This window comes from Nonomuraea basaltis, from assembly GCF_005893125.1.
Taxonomy (GTDB): domain Bacteria; phylum Actinomycetota; class Actinomycetes; order Streptosporangiales; family Streptosporangiaceae; genus Nonomuraea; species Nonomuraea basaltis.
Map to the genome: position 1 here is coordinate 1 of NZ_VCJS01000085.1, position 26305 is coordinate 26305.

The window sequence follows — 26305 nt, forward strand, 5'->3', positions numbered from 1 at the left end:
GAGACAGTCGCCACCCTCACCGTGGCCGCCGAATCCCACGGCAGCACCTACGACCGCGACCTGTTCCCGCACTGGATCACCATCAGCGGTGCCTGCAACACCCGCGAGCAGGTGCTCAAGCGCGACGGCACCAACGTGGTGACGAACTCCTCCTGCGCGGCCGTCTCCGGCTCCTGGTACAGCCCGTACGACGGCGCCACCTGGACCGCCGCCTCCGACGTCGACATCGACCACATGGTCGCCCTCGCCGAGGCGTGGGCCTCGGGCGCGTGGTCGTGGACGACCGCGCGCCGCCAGCAGTTCGCCAACGACCTGGGCGGCCCGCAGCTGTGGGCCGTGACCGACAACGTCAACCAGTCCAAGAGCGACCAGGACCCGGCCGAGTGGCAGCCGCCGCGCACCGCCGAGCGCTGCCGCTACGCCCGCGCCTGGATCCAGGTGAAGTGGTACTGGGGCCTGAGCGTCGACAGCACGGAGAAGTCCGCGCTCGGCGGCATGCTCTCCACTTGCTGACCCCGTCTCAACGAGGTCGGAGGGCGGCGTCTGTTCCTCCACCGCTCGGGTAGTCAGTCGCCCGGCAACGGCAGGAGTCCTCTCACGAGTGACGCGCGCCGTCGCCACCCCTCCGACCTGCTCGATTACTCTGAGTGATCGAATAGGGAGGGGAAACGACCATGGCACAGGAACCGAGGATCGACGTCGAGATCAACATCGAGGGCAGCCTGACCCCTGAGCAGGTGCGGCAGGTCGCGGGCGCGTTCGGCGACCCGGGGGTGTGGTTCACCACGCCGCCGGTCCGCGAGGGCAGGGCCGCCAGGCCCGACTTCGTGTGGGAGCTGGTGGGCGACAAGCCGCATCTGGGACACATCGCGACCGGCCGGGCCAACGTCTACCTGGCGGACGAGCACTCCACGCTGACCCGGCCGCTGATCTTCGCCGACGGATTCGGCTACGGGCCGAGCGACCTGGACGCATTGTGGCGGCACTTCAACGCCCCGTACGAGACGGGCGTCCCGGGTCTCCTCGACCAGCTGCGGGGCATGGGCATCGACGTGGTGCTGCTGGGGTTCGACCAGCGGCAGACGTACGTTCAGGCCAATGCCGCCGTGGCGGTGGTCTGCGTCAGGCGGACGCTCGCGGAGCGGCAGGGCGACAGCCCGCTGGCCGTCGGCGGGGTCAGCGTGGGCGGCCTGGTCACCCGGTACGCGCTGGCCCGCATGGAGACCGAGCGCGTCGACCACCAGACCGACACGTACTTCTCCTACGACACCCCGCACCTCGGCGCCTGGATCCCGCTCGTGCTCCAGCAGCTGGCCCACCTCCACGAGTCGCTCCACGACGGGGCCGGGCAGGCGGAGCTGATCCGCAGCCCCGCGGCGCAGCAGCTCCTGTGGGGCTGGGTGGAGAACGCGAGCTACTCGGGCCACCTGACCACCTCCAGCCCGCTGCGCGAGGACTTCCTCGACGACCTGCGCAGGATCGGCTGGTTCCCGAGGCGCCCGTACAAGCTGGGCATGGCCAACGGCACCGGCGACGGCCGGGGACCCGACCTGCCGCCCGGCACGCCGGTCCTCGACCTGGGCCAGGGGCCCCTGCAGCTCGTCGCCAGGATCCAGCCGAACCTCGGCGAGCTGCGGAACGTCGGCGCGATCGGCTTCGGCGAGCCGGTGTGGACGAGCGCGACCTCGTACGTGGCCCCGTTCGACGGGGCGCCGGGCGGCACCCTGGACGCGTTCGGCCGGGTCGCCGACGCGATGGGGCTGCCGATCCAGGACCGGTTCCGGCGCAGCTGCTTCGTCCCGTCGGTCAGCGCGATCGCGCTGGCCAGGGACCCGCTCCAGTGGGAGTCCGACCTGTACGCCGACCTGCGCGAGCTGCCCAAGGACGAGACGTCACTGGACGCGTTCTGCTGCGACACCGGCAACCACCCGCACGGCGGTGTCTCCAAGGCCCTCGTGGAATGGTTCGTCGGCCGGCTCGCGGGCTGGTGACCGGGTGGCCGGGTGCCGGGCTCGTGGCCCGGCACCCGGTGCCTCAGCGGCTACCCCGGTGCACGACCAGGAGCTGGTCGCGGCTGGCGTTCTTGTCGCGGTAGGCGATGGCGGCCGGAGCCTCGGCGCTGTAGTGGGCGGGCAGCCTCTCGTCGGTGCTCCAGCTGGAGCCGTCGAAGGAGGTCCACCACAGGCTCTGGTCCGACGCGCCGCGGTGCACGCAGCGGAGCCGGTCCTTGTACACGGTCAGGGCCGGGCCCTCGGCCGCGAAGTGGCCGGGCAGCCGCTGGTCGGCGGTCCAGCCGGAGCCGTCCCAGCGGGTCCACCACAGGGACGTGTCCGCGCCCGAGCCGCGGTGCACGCAGTAGAGGTGGCCCCTGAACACCGCCAGCGCCGGGTTGGACCGGCTGGAGTGGCCGGGGAAGCGCTGGTCGGGACTCCAATTGGCGCCGTCCCATCGGGTCCACCACAGGCTGTCATCGGCGCTGCCCCGGTGCACGCAATAGAGCTGTCCGTCGAACGCCGCCAGCGCCGGAGCGCTCGCGCTGAAGTGCCTGGGCAGCTTGGCGTCCGCGCTCCATGTGTCCCCGTCCCACCGGGTCCACCACAGGCTGTCGTCCCCGCTCCCCCGGTGCACGCAATAGAGCTGCCCGTCGAACGCCGCCAGCGCCGGGGCGCTCGCGCTGAAGTGCTCGGGGAACCGCTCGTCCTCGCTCCAGCCCTGCTCCGCGTCGTAGACCGTCCACCACAGACTCGAGTCGCCGCCGGCGCCGCGGTGGGCGACGAACAGCCGGTCCCGGTACTCGGCGACGGCCGGGCCGGACGCGGTGAAGTGGTCGACGAATCGCTGGTCCTCGCTCCAGCCCTCGCCGGGCTCGTAGACCGCCCACCACAGCCGGGCGTCGGCGACCGGCGTGCCGGCCACGCGGACCGGGACGAGCGTGGCGGGCGCGGTCCAGGGTGAGACCAGCCTGACGCCGTACGGGCGGGCGGCCGAGGCGATCCAGCGGGGCCTGTTCTTCGCCGACCACTCGACGATCGGCGCGAGCCAGGAGCCGAGCACGGCGCCGGCGGTCTCACTGATCAGCGCCGAGATCTCGGCGGCCCGCACCGCGGCGGTCTCGTTCAGGTTGATCTCGAACCCCCACCACCTGGCGACCGGCCAGACGTCGGCGCCCAGCGCACGCAGCTCGCCCTGCAGCCGGCGTACGCGCTCCTGATCCTTGGAGTCCAGCTCGGCGATCTGGCGCTTGCTCTCCCGCTTGGCCGCCAGCCATTCCGCCTCGGCGGCCGCACGGTCGGCGAGATCGTCGTCCTCCAGCAGCTCGGCCTCGACGGCCAGGTCGACCGCCGCGGCGGCCACCGGGTCGTCCTCCACGTGCAGGAGCGGCTCCTCGGCCTCCGTGCCCCTCTCGGCGGTCTCTGTCCTGTCGGCTCTGGTCTCGTCGGTCATTTCCAGCCCCCTGGAATTTGCGCTGCTTACATGCACGAACCAGCCACATAGTAACTATGCGTGTTGGGTCGATTACGTACGGGTTGGGGGTTGGGCAGGGTAAAGGTCCTACCCGGGTGGTTTCCTGGCGGCGCCCGCCAGCAGGTAGCCGGGCAGGGGCGCCTCGCCGACGAGCAGATGATCGTCGGGCCGCCAGTCCGTGACCGCCACGAGCCCCGGCTCGACCAGCTCGAAGTCGCCGAAGAACGCCCGGATCTCCTCCTGGGTGCGCCCCGTGGCGGAGCCTCGGTAGACCTTCTTGGGGCCCTTCTCCGCCTCCCGGCTCCGCGTTGCCACCGCGTGGGTGAGCACCAGGTAGCTGCCCGGCGCCAGCGCGTCCCGCAGGATCTTCACGACGCCTTGCGGGTCGTCGGCGTCCTGAATGAAGTGGAGCATCGACACCAGCAGCACGCCGACGGGCTCGGCAAGGTCGAGCAGGCCGGTGACCTCGGGGCCGGCCAGCAGCTCGGCCGGGCGCAGCAGGTCGGCCTGGACGAACGCGACCCGACCGGCCTCCGCCAGCAGCGTCCTGGCGTGCGCGGCGACGACCGGGTCGTGGTCGACGTACACCACTCCGGCGCCGGGCGACACCTCACGGACGATCTCGTGCACGTTGCCCTGGGTGGGCAGGCCACTGCCCAGATCCAGGAACTGCCGGACACCGGCCGCGGCCAGGTGCCGCACCGCGCGCCGCAGGAAGGCGCGGTTGGCCCTGGCCGTCGGCACGGTCGCGGGGATGTGCGCGACGAGCCGGTCGACGGCGTCGCGGTCCACGGCGAGGTTGTCCTTGCCGCCGAGCATGTAGTCGTACATGCGGGCGAGATTTGGCGTGTTGGGGTCGATGGACACGAAGTGATCGTAGAGCCGTCGAGCTGTTTTTACGGACGCCGCTCCGCGAAGGGCCGCCACCTCCCCAGATACCGCTCGACGGTGTACTCGGCCGCCTGCGCGTCGGTGAACTGCGGCCGGTCGGCGGTGCCGGCTGCGCCCGGGCCGGAGTTGCGGTATTCGGCGAAGCGGGCGTCCTGCCAGGAGAAGCCGCTCATGTCGGTCCAGGGAGCCCTCGGCCGAGGCCGCACTTGACGGAGCACTACTCAAAGAACCAACTCACGGCCCTCGGCAGACCACTAGCCTGGGAAAACGGTCCGCATGGGCGCATGGGCGGTGACGGTGGTGGCGGGACTGGTGCTCTGGGATGTCGATCACACGTTGATCGAGAACGGCGGGGTGAGCAAGGAGATCTACGCTCGGGCCTTTGAACTGCTGACCGGGCGGCCTGCCGAGCACCGGGCGGAGACCGGTGGCCGTACAGACCCGCAGATCATGCTCAACCTGCTGCGGCGGCACGGCATCGAGCCGTCCCCTGACCAGTTGACGAGGCTGAACGACGCGTTGAAAAGCGCGATGACCCTCAACCGGGCGCGACTGAGCGAGCGCGGATACGCACTACCAGGAGCGTTGGACGCGATCGTCGCGCTCGCCGAGGTGCCCGGCATCGTCCAGTCCGTGCTCACCGGCAATATCCAGCCCAATGCAGTAGTGAAGGTGTCGGTGTTCGGCCTACATGAGCGTCTGGATTTCGAGCTCGGCGGGTACGGGTCGGACGGCGCGGTACGCGCCGGCCTGGTCGCGGTCGCCCAGCAGCGCGCCAGTCGCAAATACGGGCAGTCCTTCGGCCGTTCCTCCACTGTCTTGATCGGCGACACGCCACGTGATGTCCAGGCCGGGGTGGACGGCGGTGCCGCGGTCATCGGCGTGGCGACGGGATCCGACAGCATGGCCGAGCTGTCGGAGGCAGGTGCGGACGTCGTGTTCTCCGATCTGACTGACACCCCGGCACTGGTCGCCGCGGTCATGAAACTGACAGGCCTGTCCCGGTAGAGGCCTGGCGTTGCTGCCAGAAGTTGGAATCCTCAATGGGGTAGGAGGCTTCCCAGACCCGCTCGAAGCTGTGGACGTAGGTGTCGAAGAAGTCGGCGCCTTCAAGACGGCGGAGATGCAAGGTGGGCGCCAGGTAGCCGTACGTGCCGTAGATGTGCTGGTTGACCAGCATCTGGTCGTCATACCGGAAGATTGAATTGTAGAGGGATGTACGGTGCAGGCGGAACGCCACGCCAGCGATTCCGACCAGCGGCGCGTAGTAGGTCAGTGCCATTCGGATGCGGCCGGGGATAGCGTCATACAGTCGTTCCTCAACGCCTCGTAGCGCCATCTCAGGGCTATCCGGATCCCCCATCATGATCCGTACTGTTGCACCCTGTGCGGCTTTGCGCGCGAGAATATCAATCGACTCTGGATTCTCTTCCGGCAAGAACAGATTGGCATTGGCGAACAGCCAGATTTCGTCGTGTGCGTTGATGAGCAGATCGAGCCACAGATGGTTCGGGGTGTCTGATCGGTGCGGGTACAACGTAACGATTTCCGATTGAGAGGCGTTCCGCCTATCCGCGTTCAACTTTGGCCACAGCCAACTGGCGGCCACTCCGAGGAGTTTGGCCGCCGCATATGCGGTCGTGCGGCGTGGCGTGATGTTGCGGGTTACCCACCGCTGCACGCTCTTGGGATCCAGGCCCAGCTCCGAGGCTAGGCCGGCCTCTGTGTAGCCACTGGCAACCAAGGTGGTGCGAAGACGATCGTTGGCCATGGGAGCCTCCAGGGACGTTAGAGGGCGTTTTTATCACTGCAGTAACGCCCCGTAAAGTCCCCGTCGCGCGGTTCCGATGTCACTGGCGCTGAGTTGAACTGCTCTCATGTATTTCTCGTCCTCGAAGTAACGCGTAAGGGAACGTACGAGTGACAACATCGAGCGACACCACACCAGTGGACCAAATAGACCAAAACATGATTCTCCTGGTCATACTCCATCGCGCGCTTATGTCCCTGAACGTCTCCGCCATCGTGATCAAGGTGATCCACCTGAACATGAGTTTTGGGGTTCCCGGCTACATCCGCTACCTGCCCGCTGCGTTGGAGGTCCGCGGGCGGGACGGCAAATTGGGAGGGCGAGTGGAGATCGTCGGCGATGGGGACGACCGCGCGTACCTCGTGCGTCCAGCGGGCCGTACAGAGGAGGCCAAGTTTTCGGTCGGCGCGCATGAGGAGGCGGCGATCTACCTGCACAGCGTCGTACGCGGATGGCGGGCGCAATGACGACGACTAGGAGATTTCCGGGTTGGGAGATCGTGGAGGGCGCTGGGGGAGGTTATATCGCGTTCCGCATCGTCCTGGTGCCTGACCACAGCAGGCTCTCCAACGTACGTTGTGGCGCCACCCTGGCTGAGCTTTTCGAGCACCTGGCGCAGGAAACTCGCCGCCAAGAACGGACGTCTCCATCAAGGAGATTCCCAGGCGCGGTATGACGCCATGGCGACGCAGCCGCAAGAAAGAGTCGTCAGATACCGGAGTGCTCCCGGCGTCGCCGTTGCACGCGTCTGCCGCCCACCAACTCACGGCAAGCCATCCTGCCTTGCCCGATCGATTGTGTAGTCATACGGTCACGACGAGCGTTCATCTAGGCGAAGGAGAACCCTGGCGTGGGCAAGCATGAGGACCCCAAGAGCCCCAAGGACGAGCCGTTCAAGGTCGACCCCAGCAAGGCCACGCCCGACGGTTACAAGGAGTCGGGCGGTAAGCACGCGGACGGCAAGGGCAAGGACGGCAAGAAGTAGTGGACAAGGCCACCACCCAGCGCATCGAACGCCTGGTCGAGTACATCAGTGGCTTCGACGACATCCAGGGCTTCGTCGCCGAGGCCATCCGCGCGGTGCCTCGCCACCAGTTCATCCCCGACGTGGCGCTGGCCACCCCCGGCGATCCCGATCAAGCGTTCATCATTGATCGGGAGACCGACCCTGATACCTGGTGGGACACGGTCTACTCCCGAACCCCGATCGTCACCCAACTCGACGACGGCGACACGGACATCAGGACCCGCGTGGGGGCATATACGTCCTCCTCGTCCGCACCCAGTACGGTCGCGTACTTCCTGCAACTCCTCGACCCCGAGCCGGACGATCAGGTGCTGGAGGTGGGCACGGGCACGGGGTGGACCGCCGCGCTGCTCGCCCACCTGGCCGGACCACACGGCAGCGTGACGTCGATCGAAATAGACAAGATCGTGGCCGAGCAGGCCGCGAAGAACCTCGCCGCGGCCGGCGTGCGGCCGCACGTGATCGTCGGCGACGGCGCGGACGGCTGTCCCCAGCGGGCACCGTACGACCGCGTCCACATCACCTGCGGCATCCGGACCGTCCCCTACACGTGGATCGAGCAGTGCCGCCCGGGAGGAGTGGTCGTCGCTCCGTACTGCCCCGGCTTCGGCGACGACCACGCGCTGCGGTTGGTGACCCTGCCGGATGGTACTGCGATCGGCCGCTTCCCTGGTTACGCCTCCTACATGATGATGCGCTCCCAGCGACCCGCCCCGTACGCCCCCGACGACGGCGGTGGCCGGCGCCATCCCACCCGGGTGCATCCGCGCACCATCGGGCTCGCACCGCCCGGCGCAGACCTGGCGATGGCGGCCATCACCGGTCTGTACGCGCATATCAGCCGCGAAGAGACCCGGTTCCTGACGTACGTGCTCAACCCTGCCGACCCCAGCCAATGGGCAGTGGGCATCCACCAACGCGGTAACCCCGACCACACCGTCTACCAGATGGGCGATCGTCCCCTGTGGGAGGAGGTGACCGAGGCCTACTTCCGGTGGGTGGGCTGGGGCGAGCCCGGACGCGACCGGTTCGGAATGACAGTGACCCCGGAAGGTCAGCATGTGTGGCTGGACACTCCCGATCATCTGATCGGCGGGTAGAAACGCGCCGCGCCGTTCAGCCGAGGAGAACTCCCCACCGCACCGCGGCGCTGCGGCCTGCCTGCCCGCGGCGCAGGGTGGTGCATAGGTTGAACCCCGCCGAACCCAGCCACGGGGAGAGGGCCGGGAAGCTGGGCTCGGCGGGGTGACTTTGGTGGCGTCGGCGGCCGCGACGGCGCGCGCCTGCCTCTGGTTCGCCAGACGACCCTTACTTGCCGTCGTGGCCGCGGCCGTGGTCGTCGCGCTGCTGCTGCTTGCCGCCGACCACGGTGAAGGAGGCGGTGGCGACCTTGTTGCCGACCTTGACGCTCACGGTCTTGCTACCGGGCTTGGTCTTGGCGGGCAGGGCCAGGGTCTTGGTGGCCTGGCCGCCGGAGAGCGCGACGCGGTAGGTCTTGCCCTCGGGGCTCGTCACGGTGGCGGTGCCCGAGGAGACACCCTTGGCGTTGATCGTCACGGTGTAGGAATCGCCGGCGCGCACGCGGCCGGGGCTGACCGACACCGCGAGGGAGTTCTTCTTGTTCCGCCGGTCCTGGGTCTTGTCGCGGTCCGAGTGCGGCGGCTGCGCGGTCGTGATGGTCATCGTCGGTTCCTGGGGCGTGATCGTCATCGTCGGCGCCGGCGTGCGGGTGTCGGCGAGCGCCGCGCCAGAGAAGGGCAGGGCGAGCAGGGCCGCGCTGACGAGGGTCACGGTGAGGGGCTTGGAGAAACGCATTTGGTCTCGAATCCAATCCGGGAGGGACCTGGCCGAACATCTGAATTCAGCCCCGAAGGTCATCCCCACGCCGAACACTCTGCTGATCGAATCTAAGAGCAATCTGTCACGTTCTTTTGAATTGGATTAGCGCAGGCAGGGGCCATGACCTCGGGTTGGTGACCTGCGACACACAATTTCTCTAAGGCGATTCTCACCCTTTCATCGGATGCACCTTCACACGATCAGGTCCCGACGCCTGACCGCGCCGCCGCCGAGGGCCACGAGCGCCGCGGCGAGCGGCGAGAACGCGGGCCAGGCCGATGACCGCCCGCTAGATCCGATCTAGCGGCCCTCCTAGCGCCTACCGGATGACGGCGCAGAAGGGAGGGACGGACCATGAACCCGTTGCGAGTGGCAGTGATCATCGGCAGCACCCGGGTCGGCCGCGTCTGCGACACGGTCGGGCACTGGTTCGCCGAGCGGGCCCGCCGCCGCGACGACCTCGCGGTCGAGGTGCTCGACCTGGCCGAATACGCCTTCCCCGCCTGCTACCCGCAGGAGACCACGCTGGACATGCGCGACTTCGCCGCGGCGATCGGCGGCGCGGAGGCGTTCGTCGTGGTCACCCCCGAGTACAACCGCAGCTTCCCCGCCTCGCTCAAGCAGGCGATCGACTTCGCCTATGACGAGTGGCAGGCCAAGCCGGTCGGTTTCGTGTCCTACGGCTCGGGCTCCGCCGGCCTCTACGCGGTCGAGCAGCTCCGTACGGTCTTCTGCGCCCTGCACGCGGTGACCATGCGCGACTGGGTAGGGCTCGACCTGCTCGGCGAGGGCGTCGAGGGGTGCGGGCGGCCCTGCGACACCGACGACCGCCTGCGCGCCATCGCCGTCATGCTCGACCAGCTCACCTGGTGGGGCCGGGCGTTGCGGGACGCCCGCCACGCCCAGCCGTACGCCTCATGAAGGGAACACCATGCGCGATCTAGCGATAGAAACCTCAGGACTGGTCAAAACCTTCGGCACGACCAGAGCCGTCGACGGCCTCGACCTCAAGGTGCCGGCCGGCGCCGTGTACGGCGTGCTCGGGCCCAACGGCGCGGGCAAGACGACCGCGGTGCGGATGCTGGCCACACTGCTGCGGCCCGACGGCGGCCAGGCGACCGTGTTCGGGCACGACGTGGTGCGCGAGGCGGACGCGGTACGCAGCCGGGTGAGCCTGACCGGCCAGTACGCCTCCGTGGACGAGGAGATGACCGGCGCGGAGAACCTGATCCTGCTCGGCCGCCTGCTCGGCCACCGCAAGCCCGTCGCCAGGGAGCGGGCGGCGCAACTGCTGGAGGCGTTCGGGCTGACGGAGGCCGCGGGGCGGCAGGTCAAGACGTACTCGGGCGGCATGCGGCGGCGGATCGACATCGCGGCCAGCATCCTCAACACGCCCGACCTGCTCTTCCTCGACGAGCCGACCACCGGGCTCGACCCGCGCAGCCGCAACAGCGTCTGGGACATCGTCCGCATCGTCGTGGCGCACGGCACCACGGTGCTGCTCACCACGCAGTACCTGGAGGAGGCCGACCGGCTCGCGAGCCGCATCGCGGTCATCGACCACGGCAAGGTCATCGCCGAGGGCACTCCCGGCGAGCTGAAGTCCTCCGTCGGCTCGGGCTCGGTCCACGTACGGCTGCGCGACCCGGCCACCCGCCCCGACGCCGAGCGCCTGCTCGCCGAGACGCTGGACGCGCCCGTCTACCTTGAGGCGGACCCGGTGGCCCTGACCGCACGCATCACCGGCGGCGGCAACGAGGCGCAGCAGGCCTCGCGCGCCCTCGGGCGGCTGGCCGAGGCCGGCATCGTCGTCGACGACTTCTCTCTCGGCCAGCCCAGCCTGGACGAGGTCTTCCTGGCCCTCACCGACCACCGCGCCACCGAGGAGGCGGCAGCATGAGCACGACAACCGAGAGCGGCACCACGTACGCACCCGAGGCCGAGGTCCTCGGCACGGTCCTGGCGCCGGGGGCGAGACCGCCGCGGCCGAGCGCCTGGTCGGCGTCGCTCACGTTCGGCTGGCGGGCGATGTTGAAGATCAAGCACGTGCCCGAGCAGCTCTTCGACGTGACCGCGTTCCCGCTGATGATGACGCTGATGTTCACGTACCTGTTCGGCGGCGCGCTGGCCGGGTCGCCGACCGAGTACCTGCAGTTCCTGCTGCCGGGCATCATGGTGACGAGCGTCGTGATGATCACGATGTACACCGGTGTGGAGGTCAACAAGGACATCGAGAAGGGCGTCTTCGACCGCTTCCGCACGCTGCCGATCTGGCGTCCGTCGACCATGGTCGGCTACCTGCTGGGCGACCTCCTGCGGTACGCGATGGCCTCGACCGTCATCCTGGTCGTCGGCCTGGTCCTGGGCTTCCGTCCGCAGGGCGGCCTTCCCGGGGCGGTCGGCGGGATCCTGCTGCTGCTGGCGTTCTCGTTCGCGTTCTCCTGGTTGTGGACCATGTTCGGGCTGCTGATGCGCAGCGAGAAGTCGGTGATGGGGATCAGCATGCTGGTGCTGATGCCGCTGACCTTCCTGAGCAACGTCTATGTCGATCCGTCCACCATGCCGGGGTGGCTGCAGGTGTTCGTGAACGCGAACCCGATCAGCCATCTGGTGAGCGCGGTGCGGTCGATGATGGGTGGCGCTCCGGACGCCGGGGAGATCACGTGGGTGCTGGTGTCCGCGGGAGTCCTCATCGCGGTGTTCGGCACGCTGACGATGCGGCTGTACAACCGGAAGTAGCGACAACCCTCAGCCACCTGCGAAAAGGCGCTCAACGATCATCGTGAGGCACGACCAGGCACTCGACACGTCCGCGACCGGCGCGAAGAAGGCGTTCATGGCCTTCCGCGCCGGTCTGCGGCGTCGGGGACTCGTACGTCACGGCCGAGTGCGGTCGCTCACGATGCGTCTTCCTCCTTGGGGTTGGGCTGACCCGAGCCGTCGTTGATGAGGCTGCGCAGGCTGGTCGCGATGTAGAAACCCCACGCGCTCGAGCAGCGCTCGAAGCACTCGTAGTCGGGGGCGAGGCCCACGTGGGTGAAGCGGACCTCCGTCCCGTCGCCCGTCGGCACGATGTCGAACGTGATGTCGGTGCCCGTCCACTCCGTCGTGTCGTCGACGAAGCTCAGGTGGCCGTCCACGATGTGCCAGGCGACGCGCCTGCCCGGGATCAGCTCCGTGATCCGCTGCGTACTGCGGTGAAGATCTTGGTAGCGGTACGTGAACTCGGCCCCGAGCTCGTCGGTCAGCCCGTCGATCTCACCCGACCACCAGCCACGGACGTTGGTGATGGCGGCGAAGGCTTGGTCCGGGGTGCGGTCCACTGTGAAGGCGATGGTGAGGCTGTTGTCATTCATGACGTCTCCAGTCCTGTGTGCCGTCGTGGTCAGCGCGCAGCCCCGAGCAGCGCGGCGTTCCCGCGCTCGAGCGCTTTGACCGCGCCGGTGGGCCAGCTCGACGCCAGGGACGCCGACATGGGGTCAGGGAAGATCTCCTCCTCACCGCGGGCCACGCCGTCGAAGATCGCCTGTGCGACCGACGCCGCAGCAGCCTTGGGCACGTCGAGGTCGCGGGACATCTCGGTGTCCACGGGGCCGGCCAGGACGGCGTGCACCCGGACACCCCGCGGAGCGAGCAGCGCGCGCAGGGATTGGGTGAGCGAGAACGCCGCGGCCTTGGAGATCGAGTACGCGGGGATCACGGGCAGGGACGCGAGGGCCGCGACCGACAGCACGTTGACGACCGCGCCGCGCGACCGGGTCAACTGGGGCAGGAACGCCTGGGTGATGGCGTGCGTGCCGAAGAGGTTGACCGCCAGGTGCTGCTCGAGCACCGCGCGATCAGCGAGGTCGTCGTAGACCGCCAGGCCGGCGTTGTTGACCAGGACGTCGAGCGCGTCGACGCTCTCCGCGGCGACCTGGATCTGCGCGCCGTCGGTCACGTCCAGCATCAGCGTCGTGACGCGTCCGTCGGGGTGGGCCAAGGGCTGCCGCGTCCCGGCGTAGACCCGCTTGGCACCTCTGCGCAGGGCCTCGTCGACCAGCGCGCGTCCGATGCCTCGATTGGCGCCGGTCACCAGGACAGTCCTGTCCGCGATGGTGTTCTCTGGCGTCGACATGGTGGGTTTCTCCGTTCAGCTCTGACGGTGGGGGCTTGCACAGAGACAGACACGGCGGCCGCCGGAAATGGGGCGGGCCCGTAGCGACCAGTTCCAGCGGGCGGCGGTGTCAGTATCAAGCGGACGATGACGACGGAGGTGACCCATGTCGGCCGAACTGTTCCAGCGGGCGCAGGCCGGCGACCGTGATGCGTTCGCGGCGCTGGTCGAGCCGCACCGCGGCGAGCTGCAGGTGCACTGCTACCGCATGCTCGGATCGTTGCAGGACGCCGAGGACGCGCTGCAGGATGCGTTGCTCTCGGCATGGGTCGGCCTGGGCGGGTTCGAGGGGCGATCGTCCATCCGCACGTGGCTGTACCGCATCGTCACCAACCGATGCCTCAACGTGCTGCGGACGTCCGCGCGCCGACCGGTGGCCGCGGCGCCGCTCTCGGTTCCGCCGCCGGAGCCCTCCCGGCTGGGTGAGGTGCTGTGGCTGCAGCCGTATCCCGATCTCCTGCTCGACGGCCTGCCCGATCAGGCGCCGGGGCCCGAGGCCCGGTACGAGTCCCGCGAGGCGATCTCGCTGGCGTTCGTGACCGCCGTTCAACTGCTGCCGCCGAACCAGCGCGCGGTGTTGCTGCTGCGTGACGTGCTCGGATACCGGGCAAGTGAGGCCGCCGACCTGCTCGGGCTGACCGAGGACGCCGTCGCCGGTGCCCTCAAGCGCGCCCGGGCGACGATGGACGCGGCCCGCTCGCCCGACCGGCCGCCGCCCCCTGCCGGCGGGCCGGAGGAGCGAGCGCTGGTCGACCGCTTCGTCGCGGCATTCACCGAGCACAACATAGATGCGCTCATCGCGTTGATGACCGATGACGCGTGGGTGCGGATGCCGCCGCTGCCGTTCGAGTACCGCGGTACCGAGGCCGTGCACCGGTTCTTCACCGCGATCGACGCGCACCGGCGGGGGATCGCCCGGATGGTGCCGGTCCGGGCGAATGGCCAGCCCGCGTGGGGCGAGTACGTCCGCGACCCGGTGACCGGCGGCCTGCACGTCACGGGGGTCCTCGTGGTCGGCTTCGCCGGCGACCGGATCTGCGAGATCACGCATTTCGAGACAACGCTCGCGCCGTACTTCGGCCTGCCCCGAACACTCGACTAGCTCGCACGAGCACCGCTCATCGGCATGTGAGTGCGTTCGGCTGCTCGAAGCGCTCGCCCCCTCAGCCCGATCGCTCGTTCGAATCGCGCAGATCTGGCGGTCTTGCGTTTTAAGGTGATCAAGTGTCCGGTGACAACGAACGTTGAGCTTGTGTCATCGAAGTTTGTGCGGCTCAGGGTGCCCTCTGACCCTGGGCGTCGCTCTGATCGGCGTCCGTCGCCGTGATCTGGATACGCGCTTCCTCGACTTGCCGCATGATGCGTTGGGCTCCGCATGCCTCAGCGGTGGCATACGCCTCCTCCGCCAGTGCCAGCGCGTCGTCACACCGGCTTTGCGCGGCGGCGATGTAGATCAGCCCTACCTGATTGGCCGCAACACCAGCCAACAGCCCGATTTCCCGGCGCAGCCGTACCGATTCCTCCAAATGCTCTCGAGCGGCATCCAACTGACCTGCGAAATGCTCCGCAATCCCCAGATGCCGAAGCGCCTCCGACTGAGTACGCCGGTCTCCCGCCCGCGTCGCCAAGTCGTATGACTGCTCAAGGCGGGGAACGGCTGTATCAACGTCACCCCGCACAACCTGGTGAAAGCAGCCTACCCAGAACAACGACTCAGCTTCGCCCGTTGCATCACCGAGCATCCGATACAACTGCCTCGCACGCTCGAACAGCGCTAGCTCACGCGGATCCTCGCGCCGCTCATCCAGAAACCGCGCGTGCAAAATCCGACCCCGAGCCAACGCAAGATCAGCCTCGATCTTGTCCAGCCCCCGCTCCGCTTCCTCCAGCTCACCGACATCGCCGACGAAGACAGCACGCTCATATGACAGTCTGGCCTGCTCGATATGTCCCTCCACGCCCATCCTGCTCACCTCGTCCTCCGTGGTCAGCGCTGCCCCCGTTACGCCGTCTACGACACCGTACTGCCGGTACTCTCGACAAGACGTCCGCAGGCGGACGGCCTTCAGAGCCGCCCAAACTTCGATGGCACGAACTTAAGGTCCGTTGTCACAGAACATCAAGCTGCCTTCTTGATCGCTGGGTGGCGTGGAGCTGGGGTGCTGGTGCGGCCCCTGGGGCGTCCGGGTCCGGCCTTGAAGGGTTTCGGCGGGGTAGCGGACGTGCCCAGAGTGATCAGCACTCGGGGGAAATCCCGGCGGATGTTCAATGGCCTCCCAGCAGGCTTCGAAGAGCCGCTCAGAGGTGCCAGGTGATTTCGTCGTCAGGTTGGTAGCGGCAGGTGGAGCCGGTCGAGACCGCGGCGCGAAGGTGGGCGGCCAGTTCGGGGTGGGTGCGGTCGAGTTTGCGCAGCACGTCGCGGATCCTGGCCGTGACGGTCTTGCGGGCGCGCTCCGCCTCGTCGCCCAGGCGGCGGGTGCGGCCGCCGAGCCCGGCCGCGGCCCGCAGCTCCTCCAGCAGCGCGGCTCGCTCCCGGTCGAACTCGGCCGCCCGCCCGTCGTCGCCCAGCTCCGCGGCCCGGTCGATCTCCTCGTCGAGCTGGGTCAGGCGGTGTCGGTAACGGGTCTTCGCCTCCTCGTCGAGCACCTCGTCGCCGCCCATCCGGCGGGCCGCCACGACGATCTCGCCGCCCTCCGGGTCGAGCAGGCGTACGGCGGGCACGTCCGTGCCGGGAAGGCTGAGCAGGGTGTGCAGGTCGCGCAGCCCTTTGGCGTCGGGCATGTGGACGGCCCGGTCCGCGAACACCAGCGACCAGACCGCGCCCTCCCGCCTGAACTCTCCGCTCGCCCTCCAGCCGGCAGCGATGTCCCGGCTTTTGCCGGACGCGTTCTCGGTCCGCTGGTCCGGTTGCCGCGCCGGCGTGCCGGTCGGCCGGGCGCTTCCGCGCGATCCCAGCACGTCGGCATGGTCAGAGGTATTCAGCCAGTGACGCGTGCCCTCCGGCGGTGACGCGACCGGCTCGGCCCGCACCGGCCGTACGGACTCCAGTGCGGATTCCAGTGCGGATTCCAGGACGTGCCGCATGCCCAGCTCGGCCGCCTCTCGGCGGACGCCGTCGAGGAGTTCCTCCGCCGCCTCCACGTCGCCGGGCCCGGCGCGGGTGAGCAGGGTGTCGGCCAGGTGGGCGCGGGCCAGGACGGACCACGGCCGGGCCCCCATCTGGTCGGCCGAGCGGTAGGCGGTGGTGAAGCCGGCCACGGCCTGCTCCAAGCGGCCCTCCGCCGCGTCCACCATGGCCAGCCACAGGTCGTACGGGCCGCTGATGTCCCAGCCGAGCAGCGACACCGCCCACTGCCCGCGAAGGGGTGACAACGCGGCCCGCGCCGTGGCGCAGAGTTCCGGGTCCTGGGTGGCAGCCGCCAGCTCGGCCTGGAAACGCAGCCACAGCGGCTGGGACATGCGGTCACGCGGCTCCCCGTCGGCCTGGCGGCGCAGCGCGACGTCGAGGTCGCCGGCCTGGAGCGCCGTCAGCGCCTCCAGCAGCCCGGCGCACGGGTGGCCGGTGCCCCTGAGCTCGTCGAGCACCGCCTCCTGCTCCTCTGCCCGGCCCTGCAGCCACAACATCGCCCAGCGATGGTGCTTCAGCATGAACGCCATGTGCTCGTGCGGGCCGTCCAGCTGGATCCCCGAGAGCAGTGACTCGGCCTCGGCGAAGCGCCCGGCGAGAGCCGAGAGGATGCTCGCGTCGATCGACGTGGTCATGGAGAGGTGTGGCTGCTCGCTGCGCCGGCCCTTGGCGGCGTAATCCTGGAACTGGTCGAGGTAGCGGGGATCGCCCTGCTCGATCAGGGCCACCCAGCGCAGCGCCCTGGCGAAGTGCTCCAGCTCGGGGTCGGAGGTGCGCCGCGCCAGGGTGATCAGCTCGCCCGTCAGCGCCACCCGCTCCCCGGCCGTGCCCGGCCCCCAGATGATGCCGTGGTGCGCCCACAGACTGAACGCCAGCGCGTCGTCGTCACCTCCCTGCCTGGCCAGCCGGGCGAGGTGGACGACCAGGTCGAGCGCGAGCCGCTCGTCCGGCACCGAGCCGCCCACCAGCCTCGCGTGGGCCTCCTTCAGCAGATCCAGCGCCTTGGCCTGGCCGTAGTGGGAGTGCAGGGTGAGGGCGACGCGGGCGGGCAGCTCAGGGTCGTCGAGGTCGCGGGCGATGGCCGTGGCCGTCTCGAAGACCCGCAGCGTCTCGTCGCGCTCGCCGATGTGGTGCAGCTCCCTGCCCAGGTCGAGGGCGACGATCGCGTGGGTGCGCGGATCGGCGGAGGCACTCAGTTCGTACGCCCGGCGCAGGTGGCCGAGGTGCTCCTCGCCGGCCATCCGGCGGCGCGCGTCGCGGGCCGCGGCGAGAAGGAGGTCGGTCGCCCGGTCCGGGTCGACGCGGTCGCCCGCGAGGTATGCGTGCCTGGCCAGGTCGCTCGGCAGCACCTTGCCCGCGAGATCCGGCGAGCGGTCCAGGGCGGCGACCACTGCGGCGTGCCGGTCGCGTGGATCGTCCAGGGAGTCGTAGAGGGTCTCGCGTACGAGGTCGTGCGCGAAGGCGAACACGCCGCCGCCCTTGGTCACCACGAGCCTGGCGACCACGGCCAGCTCCAGCAGCCGGTCCACGTGCGCGACCGGGGCCGCGATGGTGGCGGCCAGCACCTGCCGGTGGAACTCGCGCCCGAGCACGGCCGCGGCGGGCAGCAGCTCGGACACCTGCTTCGGCAGCAGGGACAGGCGGCGCAGCAGCGCGTCGCGTACGCCGGGCGCGATGGCGCTGGCCGAGCCGCCGCTGCGCCAGAGCCGGGCGGTCTGCTCGACGAAGAACGGGTTGCCACCCGTACGGAGGTGGACCTCGGCGACCAGGTCGGCCGGCGGCTCGTGGCCGGCGGTGCGGGTCATGAGCGCCGCGACACCCGCCTGGTCGAGCCCGGTGAGCGAGATGGTGGTGGCCTTGGCGACGAGCGGCGACAGCAGGTCGCGCAGCGGGTGGTCGACCGGCTCGACCTCGGCGTCGCGGTAGGTGCCGATGAACAGCAGCCGCTCGAACCAGGTCTGCTGGGCCGCGAACTCCAGCAGCCGCAGCGAGGCCGGGTCGGCCGCGTGCAGGTCGTCGATGACGATCACGGCGGGACGGCGTTGCGAGAGGGAGACCAGGGCGGACGTGACGGCGTCGTACAGCCGGAAGGCGTCAAGGGCCTGGGCGCTCTGGCCGTCGCCGTCCGGGGGCCCGCCCTGCACGTCGCCGGGCGCGAACGGAGACGGTCTGCTTTGCGCGTCGCCGGGTTGTGGCGGGCCGCTCCGGGCCTCGCCGAGGAGGGTGGCCAGGCTGCCGCCCGCCGCCTCCTCGGCCGCCGCCCACTCCTCGGGCTCGGCGCTGCGCCGCAGCGCGCGGATGACCTGTGTCCACGGCCAGTAGCCAGGGGCGCTGTCGGAGTCCCAGCATGCGCCGCCCACCACCAGGGCGCCCTGCCGCCTGGCATCCCGGGCCGCGCTGGTGACCAGCGTGGTCTTGCCGATGCCCGCCTCGCCGGTGATCAGCACCAGGCCGCCGTGGCTGCCGATCACCCGCGCGATCTCGGCACGCAGCAGCGCGGCCGGGTGCTCCCTGCCGATGAGCTCGTGCGCCGCGACGTCGATAGGCATGACGCTTGCACGTTATCCGCCCCGGCCGACAAATTTCCTCTCTCCGCGGCGACTGTCTCCGCGGCGGTTCCATACGCGGCAGGGGCAGGTCCGGGCGGGCGTTACCAGGCCACCTCCAGCGTGCTCAGTCCGTACACGATGCTGAACGTGCGGAACTGCGCCGCGTTCTCCGTCAGGCGCAGTCCCGGGAAGCGCTGGAGCAGCGCGGGGAAGCCGATCCGCAGCTCCATGCGGGCGAGCGGGGCGCCCAGGCAGTGGTGTACGCCGTGACCGAACGCGACGTGCCCGGGCGCGCCGCGTACCAGGTCGAACCGGTCCGCGTCGGCCAGCAGCGCCGGGTCGCGGTTGGCGGCGGGCAGGGCGCAGATCAGCAGATCTCCCGGCGCGATGGTCTTGCCACCGAGCTCGGCCTCCGTCATGGCGACCTTGGTCGTGCCGGAGTTGACGATGCTGAGCCAGCGCAGCAGCTCCTCCACCGCGCCGTCGATCCGCTCGGGCTCCTTCCGCAGGAGGTCGAGCTGGTCGGGATGGCGCAGCAGGGCGAGCGTGCCCAGGGCCAACATGTTGGAGGTGGTCTCGTGCCCGGCGAACAGCAGCAGGCTGCCGATGCCGATGAGCTCGTCGGTGGTCAGGTCGTCGCCGTGCTCGCGGACCAGCATGCCCAGCAGGTCCTCGCCCGGGTCCGCCTGGATGCGCCTGACCAGGCCCTCCATGTACACGCGGGCCTCGAACTGCAGCATCAGCCGCTCCTCGCCCGGCACCGTCATGTCCAGCATCCTGCTGGAGCGGTGCTGGAAGCCCTCGCGCTCCTCGTACGGGACGCCGAGCAGCTCGCAGATCACCAGCGACGGGATCGGCAGCGCGAACGCCGACACCAGGTCGGCCGGGGACCCGGCGGCCTCCATCGCGTCCAGGTGGTCGTCGATGATGCGCTTGATCCGCGGCTCCAGCCGGCGCATCCGCCGGATCGTGAACTCCGGCGTCAGCATGCGACGCAGCCGCGTGTGCTCCGGCGGGTCCACGCCGAGCAGGTTGCCCGCGTTGAACTTGGCCAGCTGCTCCGGGGTCATCTCCGGCGCCCCGGGAAGCCGCGCCAGCGTCTGCGGTGCGATCTTGAACCGTTCGGAGTCGCCCAGCACCTCGCGTACGTCCGCGTAGCGGGTCACGAGCCAGGCGTCCATCCCGAACACGGTCTTGATCCGCTTGACCCCCTCCTCGTCTCGTGCCGCCGCCAGCTCGGGAGCCGGGTCGAACTCCACCCGCCGCATGTGCAGCGGCATCACCGAGGACTCGGTCATAGGGATCCCCTAGAAGATCGTCGTTGGTCGGGTAAACCGTAACAATCCAGGGGTGTCCACTCTAGTGCGATCTTCAATCAGATACGGATTGGGAATCATTGACGGATGGGCTTGGCGCGGGTTCAGCGCCCTGCGCCTGGTGCGCGGCCACGCACCGAAAGCCGGATCGAAGCCACGACGGGCGTGAAGACCCCGGTTGCGGCGCCCAAGATCGACTTTGAACCCGTCGCCAAGGACCTCACGGACTTCCTCAACCAACTGCGCCACGCAGTGATCGAGTCCATCGATACCGGAGAACCTGGAAAGCCCTGATCCCCACCGACACCAGACAAGGTATTCAGACAGTTTCAATATCTGACGTCGCCAGAGGCTGTCTGCCCCGCCGAGACGATTGAAGCCCATCGGGCATTCATCGCCCGCCGCCGGGCCACCCGCCCCAGCGAAAATTATCGAGCCTCCACTGAAGAGGAATGAGACGCCTTCCTCGCACGCTTCGAAAAAAGGAAGGTTCCATCGGCACCTGCGCACGCGCCTTCGGCACGCCATGCATCCATGAGCACGCTTGTGCCAGATGACAGCGGGACCAACACCGACAAATCACTTCATTTCATTTCATTTCATGAACGCTCAAGTAGGGCCACGGAAGCGTTAGGGCCAGGCAAACACCACGAAAGCCCCGTTTGCCCGACACTAATCCCGGAAACAGAACGCACGGATGGCGCATTAGCCACCATCCGGCGATATTTTCCAACCAGTCCGGAAAATATTGAGAACAGGGGCAACCGAACCTTTGGGGGGAAATTCAATGCCCAAGTTCAAGACTGCTACCGCGGTTCTCGCGGTCAGCATCGCCATGACCGGCGCCGCCGTGACGCTGGCCACCGCCTCGACCGCCAACGCCACATCCAGCACCACCTACGTCGCCGGAGGCCCGCCGCCGCAGCCCGCCCCACCAGTCAAACAGTACGTCCAGCCCAAGCACCACCACCATCACCACAGCCATCACCACTACCGCCACAAGTCGAAGGCTCGCGTCTGGGTCCACAACAACAACAACCAGAACCAGAACCAGGCCGAGCGTCAGGACCAGGACCAGGACCAGGACCAGGACCAGCTCAAGTTCTCCACGGAGACGCCGTACCCGCCGGTGCCGGGCACCTGACCACCATGAAGCACTCCACAGGAGCGCGTTGAACGGTCGAGTGGCGGTCATGCGGCCTCATCCCGGTCGTCGTGAACCGTGGCCGAGTGCCTGTGTCCCGCAGCGGCGTCACCTACTCCGACTAGGCGATGAGCCGAAGCGGAACACAGGCACTCCGTTTCACCGGCACCAGCGCGGGCGCGTGCCGCAGGACGAGTCCTGGCCCGAGCAGGGAGAGTAATGCCCCGGGACCCGGCCAGGACCGCAATCATCAGCGACCGGTGATCGTCTCGCCTTCGGCCGGGCTAGGGGGCCGCGATGGCGTCGGCCTCGGCTCTGGCGTGACGGGCGGCGGGTGACAGCCACGCCAGCGCCAGGGCCGTCGCCGAGGCCGCGAGCGCGGCGAGTACGGGAGCCACCGGGGCAAGCTCGTACAGGGCGGTCGACAGCAGCGGTCCCGCGATGAACGTGGACCCGATGACGGCGTTGACCAGCCCGGAGATCGAGCTCTGCTCCTCGGGCCCGACGAGCAGGCCGGGCGCCGCGACGATCCCGGGCATGGCGAGCCCGAGCCCCACCCCGAGCAGGCCGAACGCCACGGTGATCAGCCACAGACTGTGCGCGACGGCGAGCAGCCCGAACGCGGCCACCGCGATCGGGGTGCCCACGCGGATCAGCCGGAGCGCCCGCCACCCGAGCGCCGGCACCAGCGCCCCCTGCACGCCGACGATCACCACGCCCGTGACGGCGAGAGCGATGCCCACGCCGCCCGCGGTGGCCTGCGGATCCACGTGCAGCCGGTCGGCGATCAGGAAGCCCAGGACGACCTGCACCAGACCCAGTGACAGGAAGACGCAGAAGCCGATCGCGAACAGCGGCCACAGCCGCGCGTCCCACGGCCGCAACCGGGGGCCGCGGGGCGCACCGGCCGGCGGCCGCGCCGGTCCGCGCCGTACGGTCGCCAGCACCCAGATCGCGAGCAGCGCGCAGATCGCCGGTGCCACGTAGAGCGGGAGCAGCAGCGACACCACGGCCAGCGCGCCGCCCCCGGCCGGCCCGAGGACCAGGGAGAGCCCCTGCGCCGCCCCGACGAGCCCGGTCGCCCTGGTCCGGTCGGCCTCCCCGGTCGTGGCGAGGCCGGCCACGGTGAGCGCCGCGACCGGCAGCGCGGCCAGGCCCACGCCGAACACGACGCTGCGGGTGACGAGCATCAACGTGAGCGTGACCGGCGGCGGCAGCACCCCGTCCAGCCCGAGCGTGGCGACGACCGCGAACCCCGCCAGCCCCGCGGCCGCGAGCCCGAGCCCGAGCATCAGGACCGTGCGTAATCTGAGCCTGCGCATGGCCTGTCCCCACAGCGGGCTGGCGACGGTCAGCGAGGCCGCGGCGACCGTGATGACCAGGCCGAGCTGCGTCTCCGTCAGCGCCAGCTCGCGCGAGAGCGGCGCCAGCACGGGGGTCAGGAGCTGCTGGGCAGAGAACACGGCGAGGATCGTGACGAGCAGGGGAGCCATGGCCTTGCGCACGGTCGAGATCCCTTCGTCGGCGGCTCAGGCGTGGCGGGCGATGGTCCCTGCTCCGACCAGCCAGTCGACGGCCTCCGCGATGGCCTCGAGCGGGGTGTACCGCGGCCGGTGGCCGAGCAGCCGCTCGGCCTTCTCCATGCTGCAGTGCGGGCTGTACATGATGTGGTCGTACGTGATCTTCGCGTCCTCCTCGGACACCGTGGTCCGCCACTGCTCCCACGGCAGGTACGCCAGCCGCGCCTCCTGCCCGAACCAGCCCGCCACCGCCTCGGCGTACCCGCGCAGCGTCAGCGCGCTCGTGGCCACGGAGTGAAAGCTCTCGCCCACGGCGACGGACGGCGTGGCCATCGCGTCCATGAACAACCGCGCCACGTCGTCGGCGTGCACGTGCTGCACGGTCTCCATGCCGAAGTTCGGCAGCGCCACCTCTGCACCATCGGCCAGCGCCTGGAACACGGCGGGATTGACGTTCCCCGCCGGATTCACCGGCACCCACCCCGGCCCGGTGATGTGCCCGGGATGGATGATCGTGACCGGAAACCCATCACGATGGGCCCGCTCCAGCAAGTAGGCCTCGATGGCCGCCTTCTGCCGCCCATACTCCCCGAGCGGCCGCTTCGGCCGGTCCTCGGTCGTGGGCACCCGCGCGCTCGGCCCGTGCGTCCAGATCGTCCCGCAGTGCAGGAACTGCCGTACCCGCCCGGTCAGGGCCTCGGCCAGGTGCCGGGCGCTGGACTCCTGGAAGCAGATGAGATCGATGACGACGTCGGCCTCCAGGTCCGCGATCCGCCGCCCGAACGTGCCGTCGGCGTCCTCCGCGTCCCGGTCCGCGCTCACCATGCTTACCCGCTGCCACGCCCCGTGCGGACTGTAGGGCTCCCGCTTGCCCCTGCTCACCGCGACCACGTCATGACCTGCGTCGACGAGCCGGGGAACCAGGTATGTGCCGATATGACCACTCGCGCCGATCACCACTACTCGCATGGATGCAGCGTAATCCGTGCAAAGTCAACCCGATACGCTCCTGAACGTCCTGTTTGGAGGTTTGGGCTTGTCGGGGGTTGTCGCGGCGTTCGCCGCACTGGTGTCCGTTGCCGTGCTCGGGTACCTCGTCGGCGTGGGCGGGCTGCTGCGCGCCAGTGACGAGCTGGTCCTGTCGCGGCTGGCGTTCTTCGTCGCGACACCCGCGCTGATGTTCGTCACCGTGTCGCGGGCCGACCTGGGCACGCTGCTCTCGCCGGTGCTGCTGACCGAGGTCGTCGCGGTGCTGTGCGTCCAACTGGCGTACGTCCTGGTGGCCAAGCTGATCTGGCGCCGGGACCGGCGCGAGGCCACGATCGGCGCCTTGGCCTCGTCGTACGTCAACGCGGGCAACCTCGGCGTGCCCATCTCGATCTACGTACTCGGCGACGGCGCGCTGGTCGCTCCCATCCTCCTCTTCCAGCTGATCGTGCTCACCCCGGTCTCCTTCCTGATCCTCGACAAGGGCGCCAGATCGGTGCGCTCGGCACTCCTCCTCCCGCTCCGCAATCCCCTCACGGTCGCCTCGCTCCTCGGTCTCGCCTGCGCTCTGACCGACCTCTCCATCCCTGTCACGATCATGCGCCCGATCGAACTGCTCGGTGGCGCCGCCGTCCCCGTCGCCCTCCTCGCCTACGGCCTCAGCCTGTACGGCTCCCAGCACACCACGGCCCCCGAAGAGGGAGACGTCCGCCGCGACCTCGTCCTCGTCATCGCCCTCAAGTCCTTCGTCCAACCGGCCATCGCCTACGTGACCGCCCGCTTCGCCTTGGGCCTCGACGCCGGCGCGCTCCTGGCTGCCACCCTGTTCGCCGCCCTGCCCACCGCGCAGAACATCTACGTGTACGCGGTGAACTACGACACGGGGCGGCGCCTGGCCCGCGGGGCCGTACTGATCACCACGGTCCTGTCCATTCCGATCATGACGGCGATCGGCGCGGTCCTGGGCTGATCGACGCGAGCTGCGCGCCGATTCCCTTGAGCACGCGATCGAAGAATTCGCCCCGCCGCCGCCCGTGAGACGATCCCTTCGCAGTGTGCTCTGGTTCGGGCCGTGGAGGGCGATGATGTACGCGATATCCCTGGGCGACGACGGCGCGGAACTGCGCCCGCTGGAGCCGTGGCTGGCCGAGGAGTTCCTGACCCACATGGATCGGGGACGGGAGTTCATCGGGCAATACGTCGGGCTGCCGGACGTCGTCACGGACCTGGAGTCGAGCCGCTCGTATCTCCAGGCGTACGCGGAGAAGGCGGCGGCCGACACCGGGCGGATCTACGGCATCTGGACGGACGGCAAGCTGGTCGGCGGAGTCCTGTTCCGGACGATGGACGTCGAGCACGGCCTCGCCGAGGCGGGCTGCTGGCTGGAGCCATCGGCAGTGGGCAAGGGTCTGGTGACCAGGGCCGCGCGTGTGATCATTGATTGGGCCATCGAGGAGCGGGGCATCCACCGCGTGGAGTGGGTGGCCTCCGCGGCGAACGAGGCCAGCATCGCCGTGGCCCGGCGGCTCGGGATGACGAAGGACGGCGTGCTGCGGGAGAGCTACCCCCACCGGGGGAAGCGGCACGACATGGAGGTCTGGTCGGTGCTCGCGCCGGAGTGGCGGGCCGGCAAGCACGCGTCTTAGTGCCCGTATTCTCGAATGCCGAGACGCTCGTCTTAGCAATTAAGACGATGGTCTAGAGTCTCGCGGCATGACACCTTGGGAGATGGCCGCGGTGCTGGCGGCCGGCGTGGCGGCCGGGGCCATCAACACCGTCGTCGGGTCCGGATCGCTGATCACGTTCCCCACGCTGCTGGCCGTCGGCCTGCCGCCGATCACCGCCAACGTCTCCAACAACATCGGCCTGGTCCCCGGCGGCTTCACCGGCACCATGGGATACCGGCCGGAGTTGAAGGGCCAGCGCGAGCGCTTGCTCAGGCTGGCCCCCGCCTCCGTCATCGGCTCGCTGATCGGCGGCTTCCTCCTGCTCAACCTGCCCGAGAGCAGCTTCAACGTGATCGTGAGCGTGCTGATCGGGCTGTCCTGCGCGCTGGTCGTGATCCAACCCAGGCTCAGCCGCATTCTCACCGGGCGCCCCAGGCGTGCGCACGGCGGCCCATGGCTGTGGCTGAGCACGCTCGGGGCCGGCACCTTCGGCGGCTACTTCGGCGCGGGGCAGGGCATCCTGCTCATCGGCCTGATGGGCATCCTGCTCGACGAGAAGCTGCAGCGGATCAACGCGGCGAAGAACGTGCTCGTCCTGCTGGTGAACTTCACCGCCGCCATCCTGTACGCACTGGTCGCCGAGGTCGACTGGACGGCCGTGCTGCTGGTGGCGCTGGGCTCGATGATCGGCGGCTACTTCGGCGCCCGCTTCGGGCGCAGGATCCCGCCCTCGGTCCTGCGGGGCGTGATCGTCTGCATCGGCGCGGTGGCCATTGTGAAGCTCCTCACCGATTAGGGGACTTACGT

The 26305-nt window shown here is 69.3% G+C and carries 27 protein-coding genes; 15 read left to right on the forward strand and 12 right to left on the reverse strand.

Going from position 1 to position 26305, the window contains the following annotated elements:
- A partial coding sequence (locus tag EJK15_RS33560) for an HNH endonuclease family protein (protein ID WP_138714505.1) occupies window positions 1-513 on the forward strand: 513 nt, incomplete at its 5' end.
- Window positions 514-674: 161 nt separating this feature from the next.
- Window positions 675-1991, forward strand: coding sequence for a hypothetical protein (locus EJK15_RS33565; protein WP_138714506.1), 1317 nt, complete (start codon window positions 675-677; stop codon window positions 1989-1991).
- Window positions 1992-2034: 43 nt separating this feature from the next.
- On the opposite strand, the gene EJK15_RS33570 is transcribed toward EJK15_RS33565, so the two are convergent.
- The 3 genes from EJK15_RS33570 to EJK15_RS33580 form a co-directional block, all read right to left on the reverse strand.
- Entirely contained in the window at window positions 2035-3444 is a 1410-nt protein-coding gene (locus EJK15_RS33570; RefSeq protein ID WP_138714507.1) for a PLL family lectin, read from the reverse strand.
- 108 nt (window positions 3445-3552) lie between these two features.
- On the reverse strand, window positions 3553-4332 hold the full coding sequence (locus EJK15_RS33575; protein WP_138714508.1) for an SAM-dependent methyltransferase: 780 nt from the start codon (window positions 4330-4332) through the stop codon (window positions 3553-3555).
- A gap of 29 nt (window positions 4333-4361) precedes the next feature.
- Window positions 4362-4529 carry a hypothetical protein gene (locus EJK15_RS33580; RefSeq protein ID WP_206061246.1) on the reverse strand — a complete coding sequence of 56 codons (168 nt, stop codon included), beginning with the start codon at window positions 4527-4529 and terminating at the stop codon, window positions 4362-4364.
- A gap of 103 nt (window positions 4530-4632) precedes the next feature.
- Between EJK15_RS33580 and EJK15_RS33585 the strand changes: the two genes are divergently transcribed.
- Window positions 4633-5364, forward strand: a complete 732-nt coding sequence (locus EJK15_RS33585) for an HAD family hydrolase (protein WP_138714509.1) — start codon at window positions 4633-4635, stop codon at window positions 5362-5364.
- Here the strand turns inward: EJK15_RS33585 and EJK15_RS33590 are convergent.
- On the reverse strand, window positions 5336-6127 hold the full coding sequence (locus EJK15_RS33590; protein WP_206061247.1) for a helix-turn-helix domain-containing protein: 792 nt from the start codon (window positions 6125-6127) through the stop codon (window positions 5336-5338). The genes EJK15_RS33585 and EJK15_RS33590 overlap by 29 nt on opposite strands.
- A gap of 230 nt (window positions 6128-6357) precedes the next feature.
- Between EJK15_RS33590 and EJK15_RS33595 the strand changes: the two genes are divergently transcribed.
- From EJK15_RS33595 to EJK15_RS33600, 3 genes are all read left to right on the forward strand, one after another.
- Entirely contained in the window at window positions 6358-6633 is a 276-nt protein-coding gene (locus EJK15_RS33595; RefSeq protein WP_138714510.1) for a hypothetical protein, read from the forward strand.
- Between the two features lie 383 nt (window positions 6634-7016).
- Window positions 7017-7151 (forward strand): hypothetical protein, encoded by a 135-nt coding sequence (locus EJK15_RS76505; RefSeq protein ID WP_276615449.1) that lies wholly within the window; start codon window positions 7017-7019, stop codon window positions 7149-7151.
- On the forward strand, window positions 7151-8293 hold the full coding sequence (locus EJK15_RS33600; protein ID WP_138714511.1) for a methyltransferase domain-containing protein: 1143 nt from the start codon (window positions 7151-7153) through the stop codon (window positions 8291-8293). The genes EJK15_RS76505 and EJK15_RS33600 overlap by 1 nt, the downstream gene beginning before the upstream one ends.
- A gap of 208 nt (window positions 8294-8501) precedes the next feature.
- Here the strand turns inward: EJK15_RS33600 and EJK15_RS33605 are convergent, their stop codons facing one another.
- Window positions 8502-9008 (reverse strand): hypothetical protein, encoded by a 507-nt coding sequence (locus EJK15_RS33605; protein ID WP_138714512.1) that lies wholly within the window; start codon window positions 9006-9008, stop codon window positions 8502-8504.
- A gap of 378 nt (window positions 9009-9386) precedes the next feature.
- Here EJK15_RS33605 and EJK15_RS33610 point away from each other — a divergent pair, with 378 nt between their 5' ends.
- The 3 genes from EJK15_RS33610 to EJK15_RS33620 are packed head-to-tail and all read left to right on the forward strand — an operon-like array spanning window position 9387 to window position 11771.
- Window positions 9387-9953 carry an NADPH-dependent FMN reductase gene (locus tag EJK15_RS33610; protein WP_138714513.1) on the forward strand — a complete coding sequence of 189 codons (567 nt, stop codon included), beginning with the start codon at window positions 9387-9389 and terminating at the stop codon, window positions 9951-9953.
- 10 nt (window positions 9954-9963) lie between these two features.
- Window positions 9964-10932: an ATP-binding cassette domain-containing protein gene (locus EJK15_RS33615; protein ID WP_138714514.1), complete on the forward strand. Its 969-nt coding sequence runs from the start codon at window positions 9964-9966 to the stop codon at window positions 10930-10932.
- On the forward strand, window positions 10929-11771 hold the full coding sequence (locus EJK15_RS33620; protein WP_138714515.1) for an ABC transporter permease: 843 nt from the start codon (window positions 10929-10931) through the stop codon (window positions 11769-11771). The genes EJK15_RS33615 and EJK15_RS33620 overlap by 4 nt, the downstream gene beginning before the upstream one ends.
- A gap of 158 nt (window positions 11772-11929) precedes the next feature.
- On the opposite strand, the gene EJK15_RS33625 is transcribed toward EJK15_RS33620, so the two are convergent.
- Both EJK15_RS33625 and EJK15_RS33630 read right to left on the reverse strand, forming a co-directional pair.
- Window positions 11930-12388: an SRPBCC family protein gene (locus EJK15_RS33625; protein WP_138714516.1), complete on the reverse strand. Its 459-nt coding sequence runs from the start codon at window positions 12386-12388 to the stop codon at window positions 11930-11932.
- A 29-nt stretch (window positions 12389-12417) separates the two neighbouring features.
- Window positions 12418-13149 carry an SDR family NAD(P)-dependent oxidoreductase gene (locus EJK15_RS33630; RefSeq protein ID WP_138714517.1) on the reverse strand — a complete coding sequence of 244 codons (732 nt, stop codon included), beginning with the start codon at window positions 13147-13149 and terminating at the stop codon, window positions 12418-12420.
- Between the two features lie 145 nt (window positions 13150-13294).
- On the opposite strand from EJK15_RS33630, the gene EJK15_RS33635 reads away from it, so the two are divergent.
- The gene (locus EJK15_RS33635) at window positions 13295-14290 is read left to right on the forward strand and encodes a sigma-70 family RNA polymerase sigma factor (protein WP_138714518.1); all 996 of its coding nucleotides are present in this window, start codon (window positions 13295-13297) and stop codon (window positions 14288-14290) included.
- A gap of 172 nt (window positions 14291-14462) precedes the next feature.
- Here EJK15_RS33635 and EJK15_RS33640 read toward each other — a convergent pair whose 3' ends face one another.
- The 3 genes from EJK15_RS33640 to EJK15_RS33650 form a co-directional block, all read right to left on the reverse strand.
- Entirely contained in the window at window positions 14463-15152 is a 690-nt protein-coding gene (locus tag EJK15_RS33640) for a tetratricopeptide repeat protein (protein WP_138714519.1), read from the reverse strand.
- A 334-nt stretch (window positions 15153-15486) separates the two neighbouring features.
- A complete protein-coding gene (locus tag EJK15_RS33645) occupies window positions 15487-18864 on the reverse strand; it encodes an ATP-binding protein (protein ID WP_138714520.1) in 3378 nt (1125 codons plus the stop codon).
- Between the two features lie 101 nt (window positions 18865-18965).
- Complete coding sequence (locus EJK15_RS33650) at window positions 18966-20162, reverse strand: cytochrome P450 (protein ID WP_138714521.1); 1197 nt, start codon at window positions 20160-20162, stop codon at window positions 18966-18968.
- 105 nt (window positions 20163-20267) lie between these two features.
- On the opposite strand from EJK15_RS33650, the gene EJK15_RS33655 reads away from it, so the two are divergent.
- Together EJK15_RS33655 and EJK15_RS33665 are read left to right on the forward strand one after the other, a co-directional pair.
- Window positions 20268-20474 carry a hypothetical protein gene (locus tag EJK15_RS33655; RefSeq protein WP_138714522.1) on the forward strand — a complete coding sequence of 69 codons (207 nt, stop codon included), beginning with the start codon at window positions 20268-20270 and terminating at the stop codon, window positions 20472-20474.
- Between the two features lie 493 nt (window positions 20475-20967).
- Window positions 20968-21324, forward strand: a complete 357-nt coding sequence (locus tag EJK15_RS33665) for a hypothetical protein (protein ID WP_138714523.1) — start codon at window positions 20968-20970, stop codon at window positions 21322-21324.
- 284 nt (window positions 21325-21608) lie between these two features.
- Here the strand turns inward: EJK15_RS33665 and EJK15_RS33670 are convergent, their stop codons facing one another.
- Together EJK15_RS33670 and EJK15_RS33675 are read right to left on the reverse strand one after the other, a co-directional pair.
- Complete coding sequence (locus tag EJK15_RS33670) at window positions 21609-22829, reverse strand: MFS transporter (RefSeq protein WP_138714524.1); 1221 nt, start codon at window positions 22827-22829, stop codon at window positions 21609-21611.
- A 24-nt stretch (window positions 22830-22853) separates the two neighbouring features.
- Complete coding sequence (locus EJK15_RS33675; protein ID WP_138714525.1) at window positions 22854-23813, reverse strand: NAD-dependent epimerase/dehydratase family protein; 960 nt, start codon at window positions 23811-23813, stop codon at window positions 22854-22856.
- Between the two features lie 67 nt (window positions 23814-23880).
- On the opposite strand from EJK15_RS33675, the gene EJK15_RS33680 reads away from it, so the two are divergent.
- The 3 genes from EJK15_RS33680 to EJK15_RS33690 all read left to right on the forward strand — a co-directional run bounded on the left by EJK15_RS33680 (window position 23881) and on the right by EJK15_RS33690 (window position 26294).
- On the forward strand, window positions 23881-24801 hold the full coding sequence (locus tag EJK15_RS33680; protein ID WP_138714526.1) for an AEC family transporter: 921 nt from the start codon (window positions 23881-23883) through the stop codon (window positions 24799-24801).
- Window positions 24802-24916: 115 nt separating this feature from the next.
- Window positions 24917-25477 carry a GNAT family N-acetyltransferase gene (locus tag EJK15_RS33685; RefSeq protein ID WP_138714549.1) on the forward strand — a complete coding sequence of 187 codons (561 nt, stop codon included), beginning with the start codon at window positions 24917-24919 and terminating at the stop codon, window positions 25475-25477.
- A 67-nt stretch (window positions 25478-25544) separates the two neighbouring features.
- Window positions 25545-26294, forward strand: a complete 750-nt coding sequence (locus EJK15_RS33690; protein ID WP_138714527.1) for a sulfite exporter TauE/SafE family protein — start codon at window positions 25545-25547, stop codon at window positions 26292-26294.
- Window positions 26295-26305 lie beyond the last annotated feature (11 nt).

Excerpts from the sequence above, each read along its gene's own strand:
- EJK15_RS33620 (WP_138714515.1), top strand. The coding sequence starts at position 10,929 with ATGAGCACGACAACCGAGAGCGGCACCACGTACGCACCCGAGGCCGAG.
- EJK15_RS33690 (WP_138714527.1), top strand. The coding sequence starts at position 25,545 with ATGACACCTTGGGAGATGGCCGCGGTGCTGGCGGCCGGCGTGGCGGCC.
- EJK15_RS33655 (WP_138714522.1), top strand. The coding sequence starts at position 20,268 with ATGGGCTTGGCGCGGGTTCAGCGCCCTGCGCCTGGTGCGCGGCCACGC.
- EJK15_RS33585 (WP_138714509.1), top strand. The coding sequence starts at position 4,633 with ATGGGCGCATGGGCGGTGACGGTGGTGGCGGGACTGGTGCTCTGGGAT.
- EJK15_RS33590 (WP_206061247.1), bottom strand. The coding sequence starts at position 6,127 with ATGGCCAACGATCGTCTTCGCACCACCTTGGTTGCCAGTGGCTACACA.
- EJK15_RS33625 (WP_138714516.1), bottom strand. The coding sequence starts at position 12,388 with ATGAATGACAACAGCCTCACCATCGCCTTCACAGTGGACCGCACCCCG.
- EJK15_RS33605 (WP_138714512.1), bottom strand. The coding sequence starts at position 9,008 with ATGCGTTTCTCCAAGCCCCTCACCGTGACCCTCGTCAGCGCGGCCCTG.
- EJK15_RS33635 (WP_138714518.1), top strand. The coding sequence starts at position 13,295 with ATGTCGGCCGAACTGTTCCAGCGGGCGCAGGCCGGCGACCGTGATGCG.
- EJK15_RS33580 (WP_206061246.1), bottom strand. The coding sequence starts at position 4,529 with ATGAGCGGCTTCTCCTGGCAGGACGCCCGCTTCGCCGAATACCGCAAC.
- EJK15_RS33685 (WP_138714549.1), top strand. The coding sequence starts at position 24,917 with ATGTACGCGATATCCCTGGGCGACGACGGCGCGGAACTGCGCCCGCTG.
- EJK15_RS33650 (WP_138714521.1), bottom strand. The coding sequence starts at position 20,162 with ATGACCGAGTCCTCGGTGATGCCGCTGCACATGCGGCGGGTGGAGTTC.
- EJK15_RS33595 (WP_138714510.1), top strand. The coding sequence starts at position 6,358 with ATGTCCCTGAACGTCTCCGCCATCGTGATCAAGGTGATCCACCTGAAC.
- EJK15_RS33570 (WP_138714507.1), bottom strand. The coding sequence starts at position 3,444 with ATGACCGACGAGACCAGAGCCGACAGGACAGAGACCGCCGAGAGGGGC.
- EJK15_RS33615 (WP_138714514.1), top strand. The coding sequence starts at position 9,964 with ATGCGCGATCTAGCGATAGAAACCTCAGGACTGGTCAAAACCTTCGGC.
- EJK15_RS33610 (WP_138714513.1), top strand. The coding sequence starts at position 9,387 with ATGAACCCGTTGCGAGTGGCAGTGATCATCGGCAGCACCCGGGTCGGC.
- EJK15_RS33665 (WP_138714523.1), top strand. The coding sequence starts at position 20,968 with ATGCCCAAGTTCAAGACTGCTACCGCGGTTCTCGCGGTCAGCATCGCC.
- EJK15_RS33565 (WP_138714506.1), top strand. The coding sequence starts at position 675 with ATGGCACAGGAACCGAGGATCGACGTCGAGATCAACATCGAGGGCAGC.
- EJK15_RS33675 (WP_138714525.1), bottom strand. The coding sequence starts at position 23,813 with ATGCGAGTAGTGGTGATCGGCGCGAGTGGTCATATCGGCACATACCTG.
- EJK15_RS33640 (WP_138714519.1), bottom strand. The coding sequence starts at position 15,152 with ATGGGCGTGGAGGGACATATCGAGCAGGCCAGACTGTCATATGAGCGT.
- EJK15_RS33645 (WP_138714520.1), bottom strand. The coding sequence starts at position 18,864 with ATGCCTATCGACGTCGCGGCGCACGAGCTCATCGGCAGGGAGCACCCG.
- EJK15_RS33630 (WP_138714517.1), bottom strand. The coding sequence starts at position 13,149 with ATGTCGACGCCAGAGAACACCATCGCGGACAGGACTGTCCTGGTGACC.